This window comes from Yinghuangia sp. ASG 101 (assembly GCF_021165735.1).
In the GTDB taxonomy this organism is placed as follows: domain Bacteria; phylum Actinomycetota; class Actinomycetes; order Streptomycetales; family Streptomycetaceae; genus Yinghuangia.
Genome location: NZ_CP088911.1, coordinates 5,752,322 through 5,772,956 on the forward strand (window position 1 = coordinate 5,752,322; position 20,635 = coordinate 5,772,956).

The window sequence follows — 20,635 nt, forward strand, 5'->3', positions numbered from 1 at the left end:
GGGCACGTGAGGGACCGTCAGGCCACTACGGAACGCCCGGCGAGGCAGCGGACCGCCGCGACGAAGAGTCCGGCGAAGCCGTCCAAGGCCGCGAAGTCCGGCAAACCGCCGGGGCGCGCGCCCGCGCACCCGGCGGGGAAAACGCGCCGCCGCTGGACGAACCTGGGCCCGCTCATCGTCATGATCGTGCTGGTCCTGGTCATCGGCGCGTGGGCCACCGTCATGTACGCACCGCTTCTCGACACCCGGAAGGTATCCGTGCGCGGCACCGCCACGCTCACCCCCGCCCAGGTCACCGAGATCGCCAAGGTGCCCATCGGCACGCCGTTGGCCCGGGTCGACCTCGGCGCGATCGAGGAGCGGGTGGCCGCGATCCCGAGGGTCGCGTCGGTGAGCGCTTCCCGCGATTGGCCACACACCGTCCGGATTCGCGTGACAGAGCGTCAAGTCGCCATTGTGGTCCCGGACTCCGGGCGCTTCGTGGAGGTCGACAAAACCGGCGTACGGTTCGGTACGGTGGACGCGGCGCCCCAAGGGGTGCCGGTGGTCTCGGCGGATCCCGCCACCGTCTCAACCCGGACACTGCGGGGAGTCGTCGAGGTCATCGGCGCGCTGCCGGCCGCCGTCGCCCCGAGGGTCCGCGACATCACCGCGCGCACCCGGGACGACATCGTCCTGACCCTCGACGACGGGGTCGTGGTGGTGTGGGGCGGAGCGGAGAACTCTCCGCGCAAGGCCGAGGTGCTCACGGCACTGATGAAGCTCAACGCGAAGGTGTACGACGTCAGCGTCCCCGAGGCGCCGGCGACCCGGAACGCCCCGCTGTGAGCCGAACCGGTGTCCGTGCGATAAAAACACCACGGCAAAAAGTAAGAGGGACCGCTCGGCGTGTTCGTTGAACCAGGTCCGCCGGGGACCTAGTGTCCTGCGTAGCCCCAGGTTGACGCGGTTTCGGATAAACGCAGGCCTAACTCTATACCTGAGGGTGAGGGTTCGGGGGCTCCTCGCGAGCCGAGTCCCGGGACTTCCCCCTTGTCGGCAATGTCGGCACGACGACTCGTGACGACCGGAACTCGAGGCGAGAGGCCTTCGGCGTGGCAGCACCCCAGAACTACCTCGCAGTCATCAAAGTCGTGGGCATCGGCGGCGGCGGTGTCAACGCCATCAACCGCATGATCGAGGTTGGTCTCAAGGGCGTCGAGTTCATCGCGATCAACACCGATGCGCAGGCGCTGCTCATGAGCGACGCCGACGTCAAGCTCGACGTCGGCCGCGAACTCACGCGCGGCCTCGGCGCCGGAGCCAACCCCGACGTCGGCCGGAAGGCCGCGGAAGACCACCGCGAGGAGATCGAAGAGGTCCTCAAGGGGGCCGACATGGTCTTCGTGACGGCCGGCGAGGGCGGCGGCACCGGCACGGGCGGCGCGCCCGTCGTCGCCAACATCGCCCGTAACCTCGGCGCTCTGACGATCGGTGTGGTCACCCGCCCGTTCACCTTCGAGGGGCGCCGCCGCGCGAACCAGGCCGAGGACGGCATCGCGGCACTGCGCGAAGAGGTCGACACCCTCATCGTCATCCCCAACGACCGGCTGCTGTCGATCTCCGACCGCCAGGTCAGCGTGCTCGACGCGTTCCGCTCCGCGGACCAGGTGCTGCTCTCGGGTGTCCAGGGCATCACCGACCTGATCACCACCCCCGGTCTGATCAACCTGGACTTCGCGGACGTGAAGTCCGTGATGTCGGAGGCCGGTTCCGCCCTGATGGGCATCGGCTCGGCGCGCGGCGACGACCGCGCGGTCGCGGCGGCGGAGATGGCGATCTCCAGCCCGCTGCTGGAGGCGTCGATCGATGGTGCGCGCGGCGTGCTGCTGTCGATCTCGGGCGGCTCCGACCTCGGTCTGTTCGAGATCAACGAGGCCGCGCAACTCGTCAGCGAGGCCGCGCACCCCGAGGCCAACATCATCTTCGGTGCCGTGATCGACGACGCGCTCGGCGACGAGGTCCGCGTCACCGTCATCGCGGCCGGGTTCGACGGCGGGCAGCCGCCGTCGAAGAGCGAGCTGGGCAAGGTCCGTTCCCCCGAGCCGCAGCCGAGGCCCGAACCGCAGCGCGCGCCCGCGCCCGGTGGCCAGAGCGTCCTCGGACCCGTCGACAGCCCGTCCGCCCAGTACCCGCCGGCGCCCCGGGCGCCGCTCGTTCCGGAGCCGGTCCGCGAGGACATCGACCTGGACGTCCCGCCGTTCATGAAGTAGACGGGCCGCACCGGGCCGCCGTGGATTCGGCGCACGGCGTGAGCCGTGGGCGTCCCCCCGCGAACCGCGGGGGACGGGAAGCCCCGGAAACCCGGGCAAGTCACCAGGCCAAGCCGCATCACCGGGCCACCTCCCACGATCGGGAGGTGGCCCGCGGTGTGTCCCGGGGCGGGTGCCCTCGTCGTCGGCGGTGACGCCGACGCGGCGACCGGGGTGATCGGGGGAGCCCCGCGCGGGCCGGACCCCATCGACCAGACTGATCACGTCGGTGTCACCTCACTCCGCCGGGAGCCCTCTTGTTCAGCCTGCGATCCGAAGAGCACGGCGTCCACTTCGCGTTCACCGACCGGTGGGGAGGGGTCGGCGCGGCTCCGTACGACGAGTTGAACCTCGGCGCGCACGTCGGTGACGAGCCGCGCGTCGTGCGTGACAACCGGGCGCGTGCCGCGGCGGCGCTCGGGCTCGACGGCGAACGCGTCGTGTGGATGAACCAGGTGCACGGTCGCAACGTGGTGGCCGTCGACGGCCCCTGGCCGGGCGAAGTCCCCGAGGCGGACGCGGTCGTGACCCGAACTCCGGGGCTGGGGCTGGCGGTTCTGGTGGCCGACTGCACTCCCGCACTGCTCGCCGACCCCGTCGCCGGGGTGGTCGCGGCGGCGCACGCCGGGCGCCCGGGGCTGTTCGCGGGGGTGATCCCCGCGACCATCGAGGCGATGGTCGGATTCGGCGCACGGCCCGAGCGGATCATCGCGAAGACGGGTCCCGCGGTGTGCGGGCCGTGCTACGAGGTGCCGGACGCGATGTGCGACGAAGTCGCGGCGCGCGTACCGCGGTCGCGTGCGCGCACGCGGGAAGGTACCGCCGCTCTCGACATCGTGGCCGGTGTGTGGGCCCAACTCGCGGAGGCGGGCGTGACTGTCGGTGAGAAATCGCACATCTGTACGCGGGAGTCCGCGGACCACTTCTCCTACCGGCGCGACGGCAAGACCGGGCGGATCGCGGGGTACGTGTGGCTGGCCGAGACCCCGGCCGCGCCGGGCGCCCCCGCCTCGGGGAGCATGGGCACATGAGTTCGGAATCCGGCGGATCACCCGACGAACAGGCCCTGGGTCCACGCGGCGAGGAGATCGCGGAGAACCTGCGCGCCGTGCGCCGGCGCATCGACGGCGCGTGCGCCGCGGCCGGGCGACCGCGCGACGCGGTACGGCTGGTCGTGGTCACGAAGACGTACCCGGCCTCGGACGTACGGCTGTTGGCCGGGCTGGGCGTGCGGGAGGTCGGGGAGAACCGCGACCAGGAGGCCGCCCCCAAGGCCGAGGCGTGCGCGGACCTGGAACTGACGTGGCATTACATCGGGCAATTGCAGACGAACAAGGCGCGGTCGGTGGCGGCGTACGCGGACGTCGTGCAGTCGGTCGACCGCGTCCGCCTCGTCCGGGCGCTCGACGCGGGAGCGGACCGCCACGGACGCGAACTCACGTGTCTGATCCAGGTGAGCCTGGACGGCGACCCGGGCCGCGGCGGGGCGTTGCCCGAGGACGTTCCCGAACTCGCGGACGCCATCGCCGGATCGCCCCGCCTCACCCTCGGCGGGGTGATGGCCGTCGCCCCGCTCGGGGTCGAACCGGCCCGCGCCTTCGCCGCGTTGGCGGAAATCTCAACCCGCCTGCGCGCGGCTCATCCGGCTGCGACCATGGTTTCGGCGGGCATGAGCAACGACCTTGAGCAGGCAGTCGAGGCCGGGGCGACACATGTACGCATCGGTACGGCGGTACTCGGCGTCCGGCGCCTGCTCCGGTAGCGTCGCCGTGAAGTGGATCGCTCAACCCACGGTGACCCACAGCCGATCCACCATGGAGGACCTGCGACTATGGCCGGCGCGATGCGCAAGATGGCGGTCTACCTCGGCCTCGTGGAGGACGATGTCTACGAGTACGACGACTACGATGAGGACGACATCGGCCAGGACGGCCGTGCCGACCGGAACTCCGAACCGCCAAGGCAGGAGCGCCGGGAAGAGCGGCGGGAGGAGCCACCCCGCGAACGCCGCGACGAAATCCCCCGGTCCATGCCCGCCCTGCACGTCGAGCGCAATCTCGACGAGCACCGGGCAACCGTGTCGACCATCCCCGACCGCCGCCCCGAGAGCAGTGCACCGGTGACCGTACACAAAGTTGTCAGCGAGCGTGAGCCGTACCGCATCACGACGCTGCACCCCCGTACCTACAACGAAGCCCGTACGATCGGTGAGCACTTCCGTGAAGGGACACCGGTCATCATGAACCTGACGGAGATGGAGGACACCGACGCAAAGCGACTTGTCGACTTTGCTGCGGGACTTGTCTTCGGTCTCCATGGCAGCATCGAGCGGGTGACCCAGAAAGTCTTCCTGCTGTCGCCTGCTAACGTCGACGTGACAGCAGAGGACAAGGCCCGCATCGCAGAAGGCGGGTTCTTCAACCAGAGCTGAAAACCTGGTTGATGTCAGAGGGGTGCGAGAACTGAGGAGAGGAACCGGATCTTCCGGGAACGCGTATGAGGGGGCAGAAGCATGAGCGTCGCGGGCGAGGTTCTCACCATCGTCCTGTACTGCTTTCTGTTCCTGCTGATCTTTCGCTTGGTGATGGACTACGTGTTTCAGTTCGCGCGGTCCTACGAACCCCGAGGGGTCATGGTCGTCATTTTGGAGGCGACCTACTCCATCACGGATCCGCCGCTCAAGCTGCTGCGCAGGTTCATTCCTCCCCTGCGCCTCGGGGGCGTAGCGCTCGACCTGTCCTTCTTCGTACTGATCATCATCGTCTACATCCTGATCGCCGTCGTGGGCAGGTTGTAAGCGGTACGGTCTGTCCGGATGCCGACGATCACGTTGAGGTGAAGAAATGCCGTTGACCCCCGAGGACGTGCGTAACAAGCAGTTCACGACCGTCCGTCTCCGCGAGGGCTATGACGAGGACGAGGTCGATGCGTTCCTCGATGAGGTCGAGGCGGAACTGACCCGTCTGTTGCGCGAGAACGAAGACCTCCGGGCCAAGCTCGCCGCCGCGACGCGCGCCGCCGCGCAGAGTCAGCAGCAAGCGGCCCAGCAACGAAAGGAGCGTGAACGCCCCGACGCTCCTGGGCCCGCTGCCATATCAGGGCCGAGTTCGGTGCCGCCGCCACAACAGGGAGGCCAGATGGGCGGCCCCCCTCAGATGCACGGTGGTCCGCAACAGCAGCAGCAACACCCGATGCAGGGTCAGCCGCAGCTCGGTCCGGGCGGCCAACCGCAGCTTGGCCCCGGCGGCCAGCCGCAGTTGGGTCCGGGCGGTCAGCCGCAGCTGGGTCCCGGTGGTCAGCCTCAGCTCGGCCCCGGCGGTATGCCCGGTCAGCCGCAGCTCGGTCCGGGCGGTATGCCGGGCCAGCAGCACCAGTTGCAGGGCGGGCAGTTCCCCGGCCAGCAGCAGATGCAGCAGCAACAGCACCAGCTTCCCCCCGGCGGTCAACTCCAGCCGCAGCAGCACCCGATGCAGCAGCAGGGACAGCTCGGCGGTCCCCCGCAGCTCGGCGGCGGCCCGATGGGCGGCCCCGGCGGCGGCCCCGGCGGTGACAGTGCCGCGCGCGTGCTCGCGCTCGCGCAGCAGACCGCGGACCAGGCGATCGCGGAGGCCCGTTCCGAGGCCAACAAGATCGTCGGCGAGGCGCGTACGCGCGCCGAGGGCATGGAGCGCGACGCGCGTTCCAAGGCCGACGCCCTGGAGCGGGACGCGCAGGAGAAGCACCGCGTCGCGATGGGCTCGCTGGAGAGCGCCCGGGCCACCCTCGAACGCAAGGTCGACGACCTGCGCGCGTTCGAGCGCGAGTACCGGACGCGCCTGAAGTCGTACCTCGACAGCCAGCTGCGTCAGCTGGAGTCGCAGGCCGACGACTCGCTGGCGCCGCCTCGTACGCCCGCCACCGCGTCGCTCCCGCCCGCGATGTCCTCGGCCCCGGTGCCCTCGTCGATGACCCCGGCGATGACGCCGTCCATCGGGCAGCAGATGGCACCAGCGATGAGCCAGCCGATGACCCAGCAGATGGCCCCGGTCCGCCCGCAGGCGCCGCAGCCGCAGCCCATGCAGCAGGCCTCGCCCATGCGGGGATTCCTCATCGACGAGGACGGCGACAACTGACCCACGGTCACGCGTCCGGGTAATACCGACGTTTCGAGGCCCGCCCCGGGGAAGGGGACGGGCCTCGAAACGTTTTCCGCCCGGTGCGCGGGCGATTCACCGCGGGATGAATGCGATGTACCGACGGATTTCGAGAACGACCGTGTCTGTCCGATGATTTGCGCACCCGCTGTTTTGTGCGTCGGTGTGCATCGGTGTGCGTCGGGCGGTCGGCGGGTTTCCGCCCGGGCATTCGGCCAATACGGGGATCAATGCCCGCTATTGGCGGCTTCGTGATACATCCCGGAATCCCGACATGTGGACGCCGCGGATACACGCGAGAGCGCGTGAACACGGGTGAGCCTCCCCGGCCGATCGGCCGGGGAGGCTCACCCGTGTGTGAGGCGTCAGGCGATCTTGCGGAGCCAGAAACGGAGCCCGAGGGCCTCGTCCTGCTGCAGGGGCAGTTCCTCGTCCTCGGGGGCGCCTTCGGCGAATTGGAGCGCGAGGACTTCCTCGGCGATCTGCGGGCCGTGGGCGAGCAGCGCCGACCGCGTGTGCTCGTTCTCGTCGGCGCTCCACCACACCGTGATGCGGTCGGCGACGTCGAAACCGGAGTTCTTGCGTGCCTCCTGGATCAGCCGGATCGCCTCGCGGGCGGTGCCGGCCAGGCGGAGTTCGTCGGTCAGGTGCAGGTCGAGGGCGACCGTGGCCCCGGCCTCGGCGGCGACCGCCCAGCCCTCGCGCGGGCTTTCGGTGATGATCACCTCGTCGGTGGAGACGTCGACGGCGGTTCCGTCGACGTCGACCGTCGCGGTGCCCGTCGCCTTGAGCGCCGCGGAGAGCGCGGCGGCGTCGGCGGCGGCGATGGCGTTCGCGACCTTGGGGGTCTCCTTCGCGAAGCGCCTGCCCAAGGCCCGGAAGTTGCCCTTGGCGCTGAACTCGACGAGATCGCCGCCGGCCTCGGAGAGCGAGGCGAGGGACACGACGTTGAGCTCCTCGGCGATCTGCGCGCGCAGTTCGTCCGACAGCGCGTCCCAGCCGTGGGCGCCGACCAGGGCGCGGCCGAGCGGCTGGCGGATCTTGACGCCGGAGTCGGCGCGCGTGGCACGGCCCAGCTCGACCAGGCGGCGCACGAGCAGCATCTGGGACGAGAGTTCGCGGTCGATCAGGGTGGCGTCGGGGACCGGCCACGACGCGAGGTGGACGGACTCGCGGGCGTCCGGCGTGACCGGCCGGACGATGTCCTGCCACACGCGCTCGGTGATGAACGGCACCAGCGGGGCCATGAGCCGCGTGACCGTTTCGAGGGCGGTGTGCAGCGTCGCGAGCGCGGCGGCGTCGCCGTTCCAGAAGCGGCGCCGGGAGCGGCGCACGTACCAGTTCGACAGGTCGTCCACGAAGGCCGACAGCGCCTTGCCGGCCCGCTGCGTGTCGAACGACTCCAGGGCGGTGTCGACGTCGCCGACGAGCTGGTTGAGCTCGGACAGCAGCCACTTGTCGAGCAGCGGCCGGTCGGCCGGGGCCGGGTCGTCGACGGACGGCGTCCAGCCGGACGTGCGCGCGTACAGGGCCTGGAAGCTGACGCTGTTCCAGTAGGTGAGCAGCGTCTTGCGCACGACCTCCTGGATCGTGCCGTGCCCGACCCGGCGCGCGGCCCACGGGGAGCCGCCCGCCGCCATGAACCACCGCACCGCGTCGGCGCCGTGCTGGTCCATGAGCGGGATCGGCTCGAGGATGTTGCCCAGGTGCTTGGACATCTTGCGGCCGTCCTCGGCGAGGATGTGGCCCAGGCAGACCACGTTCTCGTACGAGGAGCGGTCGAAGACCAGGGTGCCGACGGCCATGAGGGTGTAGAACCACCCGCGCGTCTGGTCGATCGCCTCGCTGATGAACTGCGCCGGGTACGCCTGCTCGAAGATCTCGCGGTTGCGGTACGGGTAGCCCCACTGCGCGAAGGGCATCGCGCCGGAGTCGTACCACGCGTCGATGACCTCCGGCACGCGCGTCGTCGGCGCGGTGCACGCCGAGTCGCCGTGCTTGACCGGGCACGCGAAGACGATGTCGTCGATGTAGGGCCGGTGCGGGTCGAGTTCGGACAGGTCGCGGCCGGTCAGGTCGGACAGCTCGGCCAGCGACCCGACGCACGTCAGGTGGCCCTCGGGGCAGCGCCAGATGGGCAGCGGCGTGCCCCAGTAGCGGTTGCGCGACAGCGCCCAGTCGATGTTGTTGTTGAGCCAGTCCCCGTAGCGGCCGTGCTTGACGGTGTCCGGGTACCAGTTGGTGCGCTCGTTCTCGCGCAGCAGGGCGTCCTTGACCGCGGTCGTGCGGATGTACCACGACGGCTGCGCGTAGTAGATGAGCGCGGTGTGGCAGCGCCAGCAGTGCGGGTACGTGTGCTCGTACTCCAGGTGCCGGAACAGCAGCCCGCGCGTCCGCAGGTCGGCGACCAGCGCCTCGTCGGCCTTCTTGAAGAACACCCCGCCGACCAGCGGCAGTTCGGGTTCGAAGGTGCCGTCGGTGCGGACCGGGTTGACGACCGGCAGGCCGTACGGCCGCACGGCTGCGAGGTCTTCGGCGCCGAACGCCGGCGCGGCGTGCACGATGCCGGTGCCGTCCTCGGTCGTGACGTAGTCGGCGAGCACGACGAAGTTCGCGTCCTCCAACGGCACGAGGTCGAACGGGCGGCGGTACGCCCAGCGTTCGAGCTCGCGGCCGGTGAAGCTCTCCCCGGTGGGCGCCCAGCCCTCGCCGAGCGCCTTCTCCACCAGCGGCTCGGCGACCACGACCGGGCGCTCCCCGTCCTTCGCGGCCACCACGTACGTCACGTCGGGGTGCACCACCGCGGCGGTGTTGGAGACGAGCGTCCACGGGGTGGTCGTCCACACCAGCAGGTCGGCGCGGTCGGCGAGCGGGCCCGACGTGAGCGGGAAGCGCACGTAGACCGACGGGTCGACGACCGTCTCGTAGCCCTGGGCCAGTTCGTGGTCGGACAGGCCGGTGCCGCAGCGCGGGCACCACGGCGCGACGCGGTAGTCCTGCACGAGCAGACCCTTGTCGAAGATCTGTTTCAGGGACCACCACACGGACTCGACGTACTCGGGGTCCATCGTGCGGTACGCCTGCGACAGGTCGACCCAGTAGCCCATCCGGGTGGTGAGTTCTTCGAACGCGTCCACGTGCCGCAGCACCGAGTCGCGGCACTTGGCGTTGAACTCGGCGATGCCGAACGCCTCGATGTCCTGCTTGCCGGAGAAGCCCAGCTCCTTCTCGACGGCCAGCTCCACCGGAAGGCCGTGGCAGTCCCACCCGGCCTTGCGGCGGACGAAGTGGCCCTTCATGGTCTTGAAGCGCGGGAACACGTCCTTGAAGACGCGGGCCTCGATGTGGTGCGCGCCCGGCATGCCGTTGGCGGTGGGCGGGCCTTCGTAGAAGACCCAGCGCGGTCCGTCCGCGGTCTGTTCGAGGGTGCGGTCGAAGATGTTGTTCCCCTGCCAGAACGCGAGGACCTCGTGTTCCATGGCAGGCAGATCGACCTGCGCCGGTACCGGGCGGTACATGCGTGCCTTCCTTCCGCGGGCTCGTGGATCATGCCGGCCGAAGGGACGAGGCGTGCGAGCGCCCCGCGGTACCACCCTTCTTGGCCACGCGGTCGCCTCGCTCGTGCGGGCCGCGCGACCCTCTCGACGTCAGCGAGCGCCGGTTCTACCCGGGCCCGACGCGGCGGGCCCGCTCTTCCGGCGGCTCCGGGGTGATCTTCGGACCGGGCACGCCTCCGGGCTTCCACCGTCCCCGGATCGCTCAAGGCTGCGTACGGACCTACTCGTCCCCATCGACACCTTCTCGCTGCCGCGAATTCTACGGGCACGCGCGGGTCTGCCGCGCCAGGGTTTCGCGGCCCGCGCCCGGCCCACCCGGCATCGCCCGGGCACGGCATCATGGCGGTCATGAGCCCCGCCGACGCCCCGGCCGCGCGCCGCATCGCGATCCGTGTCAAACCCGGCGCGTCCCGTACCGCGGTCGGGGGCACGCACGGCGGCGCGCTGGTCGTCGCCGTCTCCGCCCGCGCGGTCGAGGGCAAGGCCACGGCAGCCGCGCTCACCGCGCTCGCCGCCGCACTCAAGGTGCGCCCCCGCCAGGTGGCGCTGGTGACGGGTGCCACGAGCCGCGACAAGGTCGTCGAGGTGACCGACCCGCCGGCGGACGTCGACGCCGTGTTGGAGCGGCTGCGCGCGGGGTAGGGCGGTTTTCGGCCGCCCCTCGGTGCTTAACGATCCGTACGCCAACAGGTAACGAAGCGGACACGTACATCTAGGGATAGTCACGCCCGGTTCTGGGCACAACCGACTTACGTTGCCGGTCGCCGGACCTGCCATAACTCCGGCTGTCGGCAGCGCGCCCCGTTGTCCGGGGTGAGGGGCGGGCGTAAGCTTCCCGAACTGTTTTTCAAGATATGTGCAGTATGTCCGAAAGACCCTACGGAACGAGGGGGCCGTGACCATGGCGGAGAGCGGCAAGGCGGCCGGAGGACGGATCCGCAGCGTGACGACGGCCAGGTCCACCAAGACCGCGGGCAGCGCCGCGGCGTCCGGCGGGCCGACAAGCAGGGGCACGGGAGCCCGTTCGACCGCACGTACCGGCACGTCGAAGGCCAAGACGACCGCCCCGGCGAGGATCGCCGCCCGGACCGTCGTGGCCCCGCCGCCCGGAGGCATCCACACGCCGTCGACCTATCTCGTACGGCCGGGCGAGGACGCCTGGACCGAGGACGAACTGCGCGAGGTCCGCGAAGGACTCATCGACGAGGTGGCCCGGCTGGGCACCGAGATCCGCTACGCCGAGCACGAGATCGCCGACATGCTGCGCGACTCCGGCGACGGCGCGGGCGACGACCAGGCCGACGCCGGGACCAAGAATTTCGAGCGCGAGCACGAGATGGCCCTCACCAATCAGACCCGTGGCATGCTGAGCCAGTCGGAGCGGGCCCTGCGCAGGCTTGCCGACGGCACATACGGCGCCTGCGAGTCGTGCGGTTCGGCCATCGGGAAGGCCCGACTCCAGGTCTTCCCGCGTGCGACCCTGTGTGTGGCGTGCAAAGAGCGCGAGGAACGCCGGTAGCCTCCGGGTCACCCCTTCGGGGGTGACGCTCCTCGCCGACGGAACGAGGAGCGGAGCGAGCCATCGGCACCGGAGCGGAACGGCGGGAGGGGCATACGCCACTCGCCGACAAGACCGAGAAGACACACACGACCGACAAGAACGGCGCCACGGACGGCGGCACCGGAGCCACCCCCGGACCCACCGACGGTTCCGGGGGCGCGGCACGCCCGCCCGCCGCGCCCCCCGGCACGGGAGCCGCGCAACCCGCCGCCGGGGCGGGCCCCGACTCCGCGGCCTCCCAAGCCGTGTCCGGTGAGGACTCCCCGGCAGCGCCAAGGGCCGGCCGGGGGCGCCGGATCGCGGTCCTGCTCGGCGTGGCGGCGTTCGCGTACGTCCTGGACCTGGTCAGCAAGCTCGTCGTCGTCGCGAAGCTGGAGGGCGAGGCGCCGATCGACCTGATCGGCGACTGGCTCCAGTTCCGCGGGACGCGGAACCCCGGGGCGGCGTTCGGGATCGGCGAGGCGTACACGATCGTCTTCACCGTGATCGCGGCCACCATCATCGTGGTGATCCTGCGCCTGTCGCGGAAGCTCTACAGCCTGCCGTGGGCGATCGCGCTCGGCCTGCTGCTCGGCGGCGCGCTCGGCAACCTCACCGACCGGGTCTTCCGCTCGCCCGGATTCCTGCGCGGCCACGTCGTCGACTTCATCGCCCCCCGGCACTTCGCGGTGTTCAACCTCGCGGACTCCGCGATCGTGATCGGCGGCTGCCTCATCGTGCTGCTGTCGTTCCTCGGCCTCCAGCCCGACGGCACGCGTGAAGGCGACGAAGAGGGCGAAGACGACGAAGCCGACGAAGACGGCGAGGCGGCCGGGGACGACGCCGACCACGCGCGGTCCGCCGAGGGCGGAGCGGGAAAGGGCGGCGGGACCGCCTGAGCCCGGCAACCGGCATACTCGACGGGTGACCTCCTCCACCAGTGCGCCCGAGATCCGCACGCTGCCCGTTCCCGACGGCCTCGAAGGCGAGCGCGTCGACGCCGCGCTCGCGCGCATGTTCGGGTTCTCCCGTACGCGCGCGGCCGAGCTCGCCGCGGCCGGGAAAGTGCTGCTCGACGGACGCCCCGCCGGCAAATCGGACCGGGTCAACGGCGGCGCGTGGCTCGAGGTGGAGATGCCGGCCCCGCCCGCTCCCGTGCGCGTCGTCGCCGAACCCGTGCCGGGCATGACCGTCGTCCACGACGACGAGCACATCGTCGTCGTCGACAAGCCGTTGGGCGTCGCCGCGCACCCCAGCCCCGGCTGGCAGGGCACCACCGTCGTCGGTGGGCTCGCCGCGGCCGGCTACCGCGTCTCGACGTCCGGCGCGGCCGAGCGGCAAGGGGTGGTGCATCGCCTCGACGCCGGCACCAGCGGCCTCATGGTGGTCGCCAAGTCGGAGCTGGCGTACACCCTGCTCAAGCAGCAGTTCCGCGAGCGCACGGTCGACAAGCGCTATCACGCGCTGGTGCAAGGCCACCTGGACCCGCTCGCCGGCACCGTCGACGCACCCATCGACCGGCACCCCCGGCACGACTGGAAGTGGGCGGTCGTCGCCGACGGCAAGCCGAGTGTCACGCACTACGACACCGTGGAGGCGTTTCGCGCCGCGAGCCTGCTCTCGATCAAGCTGGAGACCGGGCGCACGCACCAGATCCGCGTGCACATGGCGTCGCTGCGGCACCCGTGCGTCGGCGACATGATGTACGGCGCCGACCCCACGCTCGCCAAGCGGCTGGGCGTGGCCCGGCAGTGGCTGCACGCCGTCCACCTGGGGTTCGAGCATCCCGGCAGCGGTGAGTGGGTCGAATTCGACAGCACCTATCCGGACGATCTGGCACGCGCGCTCGAACGCGTTTCCGACGGCCGCTGACCGGTCGATCCGTCCCGCCGGCCGGTTCTCCCGGCCGTCCGCCGAGCCTCGTCCGGGGTTCGGTGTTCCCCACGCCATCCGCGAAGACGAGGAGCCCCGTGGCCCGCATCGTGCTGTTCCCTTCGGCGTACGGACTGCGCCCCGCCGTGCACGCCGCCGCCGACCGGCTGCGCCGGGCGGGCCACGAGGTGACCGTGCCGGACCTGTACGACGGTCGCGTCGCCGACACCGTCGAAGAGGGCATGGAGCTGAAGGAGGAGATCGGCGTCGACGAGCTGCTCCGGCGCGCGGTCGCCGCCGCCGCTCCGCTCGGGCGCGGACTGGTCTACTCCGGCTTCTCGATGGGGGCGTCGCTCGCCCAGAACCTGGCCCTCGCGGACGAGTACGCGGGCGGGCTGCTGATGTTCCACGGCACCTCCGACCTGCGCGACGACGCCGAGACCGAGGTGGCCGTGCAACTGCACGTCGCCGAGCCGGATCCGTTCGAGACCGAGGACTGGCTCAACGCGTGGTACCTGCGCATGGTCGCCGCGGGCGCGGACGTCGAGGTCTACCGCTACCGGGGTGCGGGGCACATCTACACCGACCCTGACCTGCCCGACCACGACGCCGAGGCCGCGGAGCGCACGTGGGCGGCGGCACTGGCGTTCCTCGACGAGATCGACAGCCGGGACGCGGACCACTAGGTCGTGCGGGCTGCGGGTGCTCTGGGGGAGCGAGGTCGCGGTAGGCGACTTCGGTGCGGACATGTGACCATTTATCCGTGCTGGATTGGGATGAATTCTGGGAACTCATCGACCTGCTCGGTGGTCGGGCGGACGATGACGCCTGCGAACGCCTGACCGAAGTGCTCGCCACCCGCTCCAAATCGGCGATCATCGGGTTCGCCGACCGGCTCGCCGAGGCGCTGTACCGCCTGGACCGCGCCGATCTGGCCGCCCTGCCGTACATCGACGTGACCGACCGCCAGGGCGTTCCGGTGCCGATGTCGGCGGACGGCTTCCTCTACGCCCGCTGCGGGGTCGTCGCCGCGGGCCGTGACGCGTACCGGCACGTGCTGGCCGACGCGACCGCGTTCTGCGCGTATACGGCGGCGGAGTACGACGGCGAGGCGCTGCTCTATGTCGCGGAGGACGCCTGGGAGGAACTGACCGGGCGGCCGTGGGAGCACGAGGAGCCGTTCGACTACGAGACCGGTTCGAATCCGCAGGGCTGGCCGGGGCTCGCCCCGACCTGACGGGCTCGCGCGTCGGCCGTCAGTGCTTGTCGAGGTCGACCCGGGGGCGCTTGGCAAGTTCGACGAAGCGCTTGGGGCCGGCGGGCGCCGGGATGTGCGCGGACCGGGGCTGCTGCTCGTAGGCGTCGCTGCCGTCCCCGTACGCCGGGACGCTCGCCGCGGAGGTCGGTACGCGCGGCAGGGCGTAGGGGTGCTTGCGGCGGATGAAGTCGAGGAGCTTCTCGCGGACCTCGCAGCGCAGTGTCCACACGTCGTCGGAGTCGCGGGCCGTCACGACGGCGCGCACCACGATCGTGGTCGGGGTCGTGTCGGTGACGTAGAGGCTCCAGCCCTGGCCGTCCCACAGGCCGGAGTCCTTCAGGATGCGGTGCAGCTCCTCGCGCAGTTCGCCCACCGGGGTCGAGTGGTCCAGGTGCAGGAACACCGTTCCGGTCATGCGGGTGTCGGTGCGCGACCAGTTCTCGAACGGGCGGCCGGTGAAGTACGAGACCGGCATGACGACGCGCCGCTGGTCCCAGGTGTTGACCACGAGGTAGGTGAGCGTGATCTCCTCGACGGTGCCCATCTGCTTGTCGACGACGACCGAGTCGCCGATGCGCACCATGTCGCTGAACGCGATCTGGAGGCCCGCGAAGAGGTTCGCCAGGGTGCTCTGGGCCGCGAGGCCCGCGACGACGCCGAAGAGGCCCGCGGACGCCAGCAGCGATGTGCCGATGGTCTTCATACCGGGGAACGTCATGATCATCGACGCGATCGCGACGACCGCGACCAGGGCCGAGCCGACGCGCCGGATCAGGTCGATCTGGGTGCGGACGCGCCGGACCTTTCCGGTGTCCGTCGCGACGGCCGCGTACTTCTCGAACGACGTGTTCACCAGGACGTTCGCGGCATGGATCGCGAGCCAGGCACACGACCCGATGACGGCCAGGACCAGGATGTGGCGGACCGTTTCGCTGGTGTCGTGCGGCAGATCCGCGGCGGGCTCGGCGAGCAGCGCGAGGACGGTCGCGAGCGTCACCACGCAGGACGCGCGCGAGCGGCGCAGCATCGGCCACAGCGGGCCCGAGGTCGGCCGCCGGGTCTGCACCTCGCGGGCGACTTTCGCGAGAAGCCACGTGGCGACGCCGGTGAGGGCGAGGACCGCGACCAGAACGATCAGGGGGCGAAGGATCTCCCAGACGTCCACGGTTGCTGCTCTCCCTGAGACTCGACTGCGTCGAACGGACCGCCGGGGTCGTCCGGATCGATCGGTGGACCAGCCACGCTAGCCACCCGTTCGAGTGACGTCCAACCGCGATTTGTCCGATCTCGTTCGATTTCACGGCATTTCGGAGTTGCCGGTGATGGTAGGCGGAAGAACCCGTCGACTCGCCCGTGCCCGGGTGACGCCGCGTCAGTCGCCGGAGTCCTCCAGCGTCGCCGGGTGCGCGGGCAGCGCGGTGGCCTCGGCGAGCCATCGGGCGACGAGGTCGCCGAAGACCTCGGCGTTGGCGTCGCCGATCCGGTCGTCGACGGTGAACAGCGCGAGCAGGTCGGCGGCGGCCGGGGTGCCGTGGTCGCACGCGGGGCACAGCACGAGGACCCGGACGCACGGCAGGGGTTCGCCGTAGCCGTTGTCCCAGACGTGGGGGACGCGCGTCTCCAGAATCCCCGGGCCGTCGCAGCGGCGGCAGACCGGGGCGTCCGACTGCACGGCCAGGTCCATGCCGTGCAGCCGGTGCGTCTCGGCGTCGTTGTACGGGTCGTGGAGGGCGTCGGCGCCGTACCACGCGGTCGGCTCGTCCGCGGCGTCGGAGGCGGACGGGTCGTCGGCGGTCATACCACCCACGAATCGGGGCCGAGCAGCACCTTGATCTCCGAGGCGAAGGCCGTGTTGTTCTCCACGGTCGGGTTGAGGCGCAGCAGCGTCGTGCCGCCGAGCCGGTTCTCCATGCGCAGCCGCACCTCGGTGTCGCCGGGGTGCGCGAGGATCGTCGACTTCAGACGGCGGACCAGGTCGGGGGTGACCCGCCGCTCGTGGACCTTGAGCACCACCGGCGGCCGGCCGCCGTGCTCGGCCGCGGAGATGTCGAGCGGCACCAGCTCCTCGCCGAACACGGACAGGGCGCCGTCGCGTTCGTTGATGCGCCCGCGGATCGCCACGGCGTTGTCCTCGATGAACTCCTGTGCGAACAGCAGGTAGTTCTTCGGGAAGTACAGCACCTCGATCGACGCGTCGTGGTCGGAGAGCGTGATGATCGCCCACGGGTTGCCGCCCTTGTTGATGCGGCGGTCGACGCCGGTGATCAGGCCGGCGAGCTTGACGAACCCGTCGGTCTGGCCGGAGCCGACCAGCTCGGCGATCGACATGTCGCGGTTGCGGGCGAGGATGTGCTCGGCGCCGTCGAGCGGGTGGCTGGAGATGTACAGCCCCAGCATCTCCCGCTCGGTGGACAGCAGTTGCTTGCGTGACCATTCGTCGTCGGAGAGCTTGAAGTCGAGCCCGACGGCGGGCTTGTCCTCGGGTTCGTCGCCGCCCCCGCCGCCGAAGAGGTCGAACTGGCCGTTGGCTTCCTGGCGCTTGAGCCCGATGACGGCGTCGACGGCGTTCTCGTGCACCGCGCACAGCGACTTGCGGGTGTGGCCGAGCGAGTCGAACGCGCCGGCCTTGATGAGCGAGTCGATCGTGCGCTTGTTGCACACCGTGATCTCGACCTTGGACAGGAAGTCCTGGAAGGACGTGTATTTGCCCTTGGCCTTGCGGGTCTTCATGAGCGATTCGACGACGTTCGCGCCCACGTTGCGCACGGCGGTCAGGCCGAAGCGGATGTCGTCGCCGACGGCGGTGAACTCGACCGCGGACTCGTTGACGTCGGGGGACAGGACCTTGATGCCCATGCGCCGCGTCTCGGAGAGGTAGACGCCCATCTTGTCCTTGTCGTCGCCGACGGAGGTCAGGAGGGCGGCCATGTATTCCGCGGGGTAGTTGGCCTTGAGGTAGGCGGTCCAGTAGGAGACCAGGCCGTACGCCGCCGAGTGCGACTTGTTGAACGCGTACCCGGCGAACGGGACGAGGACGTCCCACACGGACTGGATCGCCTCGTCCGAGTAGCCGTTCTTGCGCATGCCTTCCTGGAAGGGGATGAACTCCTTGTCCAGGACCTCTTTCTTCTTCTTGCCCATCGCCCGGCGCAGCAGGTCCGCGCCGCCGAGCGTGTAGCCGGCGAGCACCCGGGCCGCGAGCTGCACCTGCTCCTGGTAGACGATCAGGCCGTAGGTGGGGCCGAGGACCTCGTTGAGCGGTTCCTCCAGCTCGGGGTGGATCGGCTCGATCGGCTGCTGGCCGTTTTTGCGCAGCGCGTAGTTGATGTGCGAGTTCATGCCCATCGGCCCCGGCCGGTACAGGGCGCTCACGGCCGAGAGGTCGGCGAACTCGGTGGGCTTCATGAGCTTCAGCAGCGCGCGCATGGGCCCGCCGTCGAGCTGGAAGACGCCGAGGGTGTCGCCGCGGGCGAGCAGTTCGTACGTCTTCGGGTCGTCCAGGGGCATGTCCTCCGTCTTGACGTCGGCGCCCCGGTTCTCCTTGATGATCTTGATGGCGTGGTCGATGATGCCCAGGTTGCGCAGACCCAGGAAGTCCATCTTGATCAGGCCCATCTCCTCGCACTGCGGGTACGAGAAGCCGGTGATGATCACGCCGTCCTTGTCGCGGCGGTGCAGCGGGATCAGGTCGAGCAGCGGCGTGCGCGACAGGATGACCGCGGCGGCGTGCACACCCGTGCCGCGGATCAGGCCCTCGATGCCCATGCCGGTGTCGACGACGCGCTTGACCTCGGGGTCGCTCTCGTAGAGCGCCCGGATCTCCATGCCCTCGTTGTAGCGCGGGTGTTCGGAGTTGAACAGGTCGGCGAGCGGGACGCCCTTGCCCATGACGTCCGGCGGCATCGCCTTGGTGATGCGGTCGCCCATCGAGAACGGGAAGCCGAGGATGCGGGCCGCGTCCTTGACGGCCGCCTTCGCCTTGATCGTGCCGAAGGTGTTGACCTGCGCGGTGTACTCCGCACCGTATTTCTCCGACACGTAGCGGACCATCTGGTCGCGCTGACGGTCGTCGAAGTCGATGTCGACGTCCGGGGGGCTGACGCGCTCGGGGTTCAGGAACCGCTCGAACAGCAGGCCGTGCTCGATCGGGTCCAGCTCGGTGATGCGCGTGAGGTACGCGACCAGCGAACCCGCCGCCGAGCCACGGCCCGGTCCGACCGGGATGCCGTTGTCGCGGGCGTACTTGCAGATGTCCGCGACCACGAGGAAGTACGAGTCGAAGCCGAGCGGGGAGATGACCGACAGCTCCATGTCGAGCCGTTCGAGCATTTCCTGGGGCGGGTTGGCGCCGTAGCGCAGGTGCAGGCCCTTCTCGCACTCCTTGCGCAGCCAACTGGCCTGCGTCTCGCCCTCGGGGACGTCGAACTGCGGCATCTGGTCGACGTAGGTGAAGACCTCGTCGTACGGCTCGATGCGCTCGGCGATCGCCAGCGTGTTGTCGCACGCGGCGGGCAACTCGCCGAACAGCGAGCGCATTTCGGCCGCGGACTTCAGGTAGTAGCCCGAGCCGTTGAACCGGAAGCGGTTCGGGTCGTCCTTGTTCTTGCCGACGCCGACGCACAGCAGGTTGTCGTGCGCGTCCGCCTGGTCCTCGGTGACGTAGTGCGAGTCGTTCGTCGCCAGCAGCGGGATGTCGAGCTGTTTGGCGATGCGCAGCAGGTCCTCGCGGACCGTGCGCTCGATGTCGAGCCCGTGGTCCATCAGCTCCAGGAAGTAGTTGTCCTTCCCGAAGATGTCCTGGTACGCCGCCGCGGCCTTGACCGCCTCGTCGTACTGGCCCAGGCGCAGCCGCGTCTGCACCTCGCCCGAGGGGCAGCCGGTCGTCGCGATGATGCCGTCGGCGTGCTGCGCGATCAGCTCGCGGTCCATCCGGGGCTTCATGTAGTAGCCCTCGATCGACGCCAGCGACGAGAGCCGGAAGAGGTTGCGCAGCCCGCCGGCGTTCCGCGCCCACATCGTCATGTGGGTGTACCGGCCGCCGCCGGACACGTCCTTGCCGCCCTCGCCCGCGGCGTCGTCGGTGTTGCGGGTGCCGGTGCCGGCCCAGAACTCCGGCTTGCGGCTGTGCCGCGTGCTCGGCGCGACGTACGCCTCGATGCCGATGATCGGCTTGACGGGGTGCTTCTTGGAGGTGTGGAAGAACTCGTACGCCCCGAACATATTGCCGTGGTCGGACATCGCGACCGCGGGCATCCCGAGGCGTTCCACTTCGGCGAACATCTTGCCGTTCTTCGCCGCACCGTCGAGCATCGAGTACTCGGTGTGCACGTGCAGGTGGACGAAGCTGTCAGTGGACACAAGCCCTCCGTCGCTCTTGTGATGTCGGCCGAGCACCCCACGCCGAGGGGCACCCGGGCCGGAGGAAGCCTCAACTGTAGCCGGGCTTCCGGTGGGTTGGTCCCATCGGCACCGACGTGCCGCGACACCGCGGAAGAGCACGTCACAGGCCCGGACGCCGGCCGCGCGGTTGGGTCCCGGCGCGCCGCCAACACCCCTTGCACCGCCACAAGTTGCGCATATCGATGTGACGGAAAACGGCCCTGTGTGAACCGGCGTTCACGTAGAGTGGTTTTCTCCTGGGTGGCCGTGCGTTCGGGTTCGGTCACGCGCATCCCGGGCCGCGGTGCCCGGGGGAAGACGGGGAGGACCATGACCAACGGTCGACAGCACGCCCATCCGTCCGATCGGCAGCCCGCGCCCCAGCCCGACCTGCGGACCGAACGACCGGATCCGAGGCCGGGCAAGAACGGCTGACCGAACGCGCGGACGGCGCCCCGGGCGCGCGGCCGTGACACGATGGGTGGGGGCTGGGGGGCCTCGGCGGGCGGCGATGACGCGCGCCCCGACGAGGCGAAGGTACGGGGCGGGATCCGACACGATCGGCGGCGCGCACGCCGCGCGGCCGAGCCACCCGCCGCGGGAAC

General features: G+C 70.2%; 16 protein-coding genes and 1 pseudogene. 13 read left to right on the forward strand and 4 right to left on the reverse strand.

What is annotated here, in order from left to right; all coding sequences use genetic code 11:
* Positions 1-6: 6 nt before the first annotated feature.
* The 7 genes from LO772_RS24670 (at position 7) to LO772_RS24700 (ending at position 6,403) form a co-directional block, all read left to right on the forward strand.
* Positions 7-828 (forward strand): cell division protein FtsQ/DivIB, encoded by an 822-nt coding sequence (locus LO772_RS24670; RefSeq protein WP_231774221.1) that lies wholly within the window; start codon positions 7-9, stop codon positions 826-828.
* A gap of 266 nt (positions 829-1,094) precedes the next feature.
* Entirely contained in the window at positions 1,095-2,252 is a 1,158-nt protein-coding gene (gene ftsZ, locus LO772_RS24675; RefSeq protein WP_231774222.1) for a cell division protein FtsZ, read from the forward strand.
* 296 nt (positions 2,253-2,548) lie between these two features.
* The gene (gene pgeF, locus LO772_RS24680) at positions 2,549-3,322 is read left to right on the forward strand and encodes a peptidoglycan editing factor PgeF (protein ID WP_231774223.1); all 774 of its coding nucleotides are present in this window, start codon (positions 2,549-2,551) and stop codon (positions 3,320-3,322) included.
* Positions 3,319-4,053, forward strand: coding sequence for a YggS family pyridoxal phosphate-dependent enzyme (locus LO772_RS24685; RefSeq protein WP_231774224.1), 735 nt, complete (start codon positions 3,319-3,321; stop codon positions 4,051-4,053). The genes pgeF and LO772_RS24685 overlap by 4 nt, the downstream gene beginning before the upstream one ends.
* A gap of 69 nt (positions 4,054-4,122) precedes the next feature.
* Positions 4,123-4,722 (forward strand): cell division protein SepF, encoded by a 600-nt coding sequence (locus LO772_RS24690; protein ID WP_231774225.1) that lies wholly within the window; start codon positions 4,123-4,125, stop codon positions 4,720-4,722.
* 81 nt (positions 4,723-4,803) lie between these two features.
* Entirely contained in the window at positions 4,804-5,088 is a 285-nt protein-coding gene (locus tag LO772_RS24695) for a YggT family protein (RefSeq protein WP_231774226.1), read from the forward strand.
* A gap of 46 nt (positions 5,089-5,134) precedes the next feature.
* Complete coding sequence (locus LO772_RS24700) at positions 5,135-6,403, forward strand: DivIVA domain-containing protein (protein ID WP_231774227.1); 1,269 nt, start codon at positions 5,135-5,137, stop codon at positions 6,401-6,403.
* A gap of 386 nt (positions 6,404-6,789) precedes the next feature.
* Here LO772_RS24700 and ileS read toward each other — a convergent pair whose 3' ends face one another.
* Positions 6,790-9,942 carry an isoleucine--tRNA ligase gene (ileS, locus tag LO772_RS24705; RefSeq protein ID WP_231774228.1) on the reverse strand — a complete coding sequence of 1,051 codons (3,153 nt, stop codon included), beginning with the start codon at positions 9,940-9,942 and terminating at the stop codon, positions 6,790-6,792.
* 387 nt (positions 9,943-10,329) lie between these two features.
* On the opposite strand from ileS, the gene LO772_RS24710 reads away from it, so the two are divergent.
* The 6 genes and pseudogenes from LO772_RS24710 to LO772_RS24735 all read left to right on the forward strand — a co-directional run bounded on the left by LO772_RS24710 (position 10,330) and on the right by LO772_RS24735 (position 14,630).
* Positions 10,330-10,623, forward strand: coding sequence for a DUF167 domain-containing protein (locus LO772_RS24710; RefSeq protein ID WP_231774229.1), 294 nt, complete (start codon positions 10,330-10,332; stop codon positions 10,621-10,623).
* A gap of 259 nt (positions 10,624-10,882) precedes the next feature.
* Positions 10,883-11,500 carry a TraR/DksA family transcriptional regulator gene (locus LO772_RS24715; RefSeq protein ID WP_231779704.1) on the forward strand — a complete coding sequence of 206 codons (618 nt, stop codon included), beginning with the start codon at positions 10,883-10,885 and terminating at the stop codon, positions 11,498-11,500.
* A gap of 62 nt (positions 11,501-11,562) precedes the next feature.
* Positions 11,563-12,309 (forward strand): annotated as a pseudogene (gene lspA, locus LO772_RS24720) (signal peptidase II); the annotation flags it as partial.
* A 136-nt stretch (positions 12,310-12,445) separates the two neighbouring features.
* Positions 12,446-13,393, forward strand: a complete 948-nt coding sequence (locus tag LO772_RS24725; RefSeq protein ID WP_231774230.1) for an RluA family pseudouridine synthase — start codon at positions 12,446-12,448, stop codon at positions 13,391-13,393.
* Between the two features lie 98 nt (positions 13,394-13,491).
* Positions 13,492-14,079 carry a dienelactone hydrolase family protein gene (locus tag LO772_RS24730; RefSeq protein WP_231774231.1) on the forward strand — a complete coding sequence of 196 codons (588 nt, stop codon included), beginning with the start codon at positions 13,492-13,494 and terminating at the stop codon, positions 14,077-14,079.
* A 77-nt stretch (positions 14,080-14,156) separates the two neighbouring features.
* A complete protein-coding gene (locus LO772_RS24735; RefSeq protein WP_231774232.1) occupies positions 14,157-14,630 on the forward strand; it encodes a DUF4240 domain-containing protein in 474 nt (157 codons plus the stop codon).
* Between the two features lie 19 nt (positions 14,631-14,649).
* Here the strand turns inward: LO772_RS24735 and LO772_RS24740 are convergent, their stop codons facing one another.
* The 3 genes from LO772_RS24740 to dnaE all read right to left on the reverse strand — a co-directional run bounded on the left by LO772_RS24740 (position 14,650) and on the right by dnaE (position 20,009).
* On the reverse strand, positions 14,650-15,816 hold the full coding sequence (locus tag LO772_RS24740) for a mechanosensitive ion channel family protein (RefSeq protein ID WP_231774233.1): 1,167 nt from the start codon (positions 15,814-15,816) through the stop codon (positions 14,650-14,652).
* Positions 15,817-16,023: 207 nt separating this feature from the next.
* A complete protein-coding gene (locus tag LO772_RS24745) occupies positions 16,024-16,449 on the reverse strand; it encodes a DUF6300 family protein (protein WP_231774234.1) in 426 nt (141 codons plus the stop codon).
* Positions 16,446-20,009: a DNA polymerase III subunit alpha gene (gene dnaE, locus LO772_RS24750; protein ID WP_269453084.1), complete on the reverse strand. Its 3,564-nt coding sequence runs from the start codon at positions 20,007-20,009 to the stop codon at positions 16,446-16,448. Before dnaE ends, LO772_RS24745 begins: the two co-directional genes overlap by 4 nt.
* Positions 20,010-20,635 lie beyond the last annotated feature (626 nt).

Coding starts and splice junctions, on each gene's coding strand:
- LO772_RS24685 (WP_231774224.1), top strand. CDS start 3,319: ATGAGTTCGGAATCCGGCGGATCACCCGACGAACAGGCCCTGGGTCCA.
- LO772_RS24690 (WP_231774225.1), top strand. CDS start 4,123: ATGGCCGGCGCGATGCGCAAGATGGCGGTCTACCTCGGCCTCGTGGAG.
- LO772_RS24695 (WP_231774226.1), top strand. CDS start 4,804: ATGAGCGTCGCGGGCGAGGTTCTCACCATCGTCCTGTACTGCTTTCTG.
- LO772_RS24700 (WP_231774227.1), top strand. CDS start 5,135: ATGCCGTTGACCCCCGAGGACGTGCGTAACAAGCAGTTCACGACCGTC.
- ileS (WP_231774228.1), bottom strand. CDS start 9,942: ATGTACCGCCCGGTACCGGCGCAGGTCGATCTGCCTGCCATGGAACAC.
- LO772_RS24710 (WP_231774229.1), top strand. CDS start 10,330: ATGAGCCCCGCCGACGCCCCGGCCGCGCGCCGCATCGCGATCCGTGTC.
- LO772_RS24715 (WP_231779704.1), top strand. CDS start 10,883: ATGGCGGAGAGCGGCAAGGCGGCCGGAGGACGGATCCGCAGCGTGACG.
- LO772_RS24745 (WP_231774234.1), bottom strand. CDS start 16,449: ATGACCGCCGACGACCCGTCCGCCTCCGACGCCGCGGACGAGCCGACC.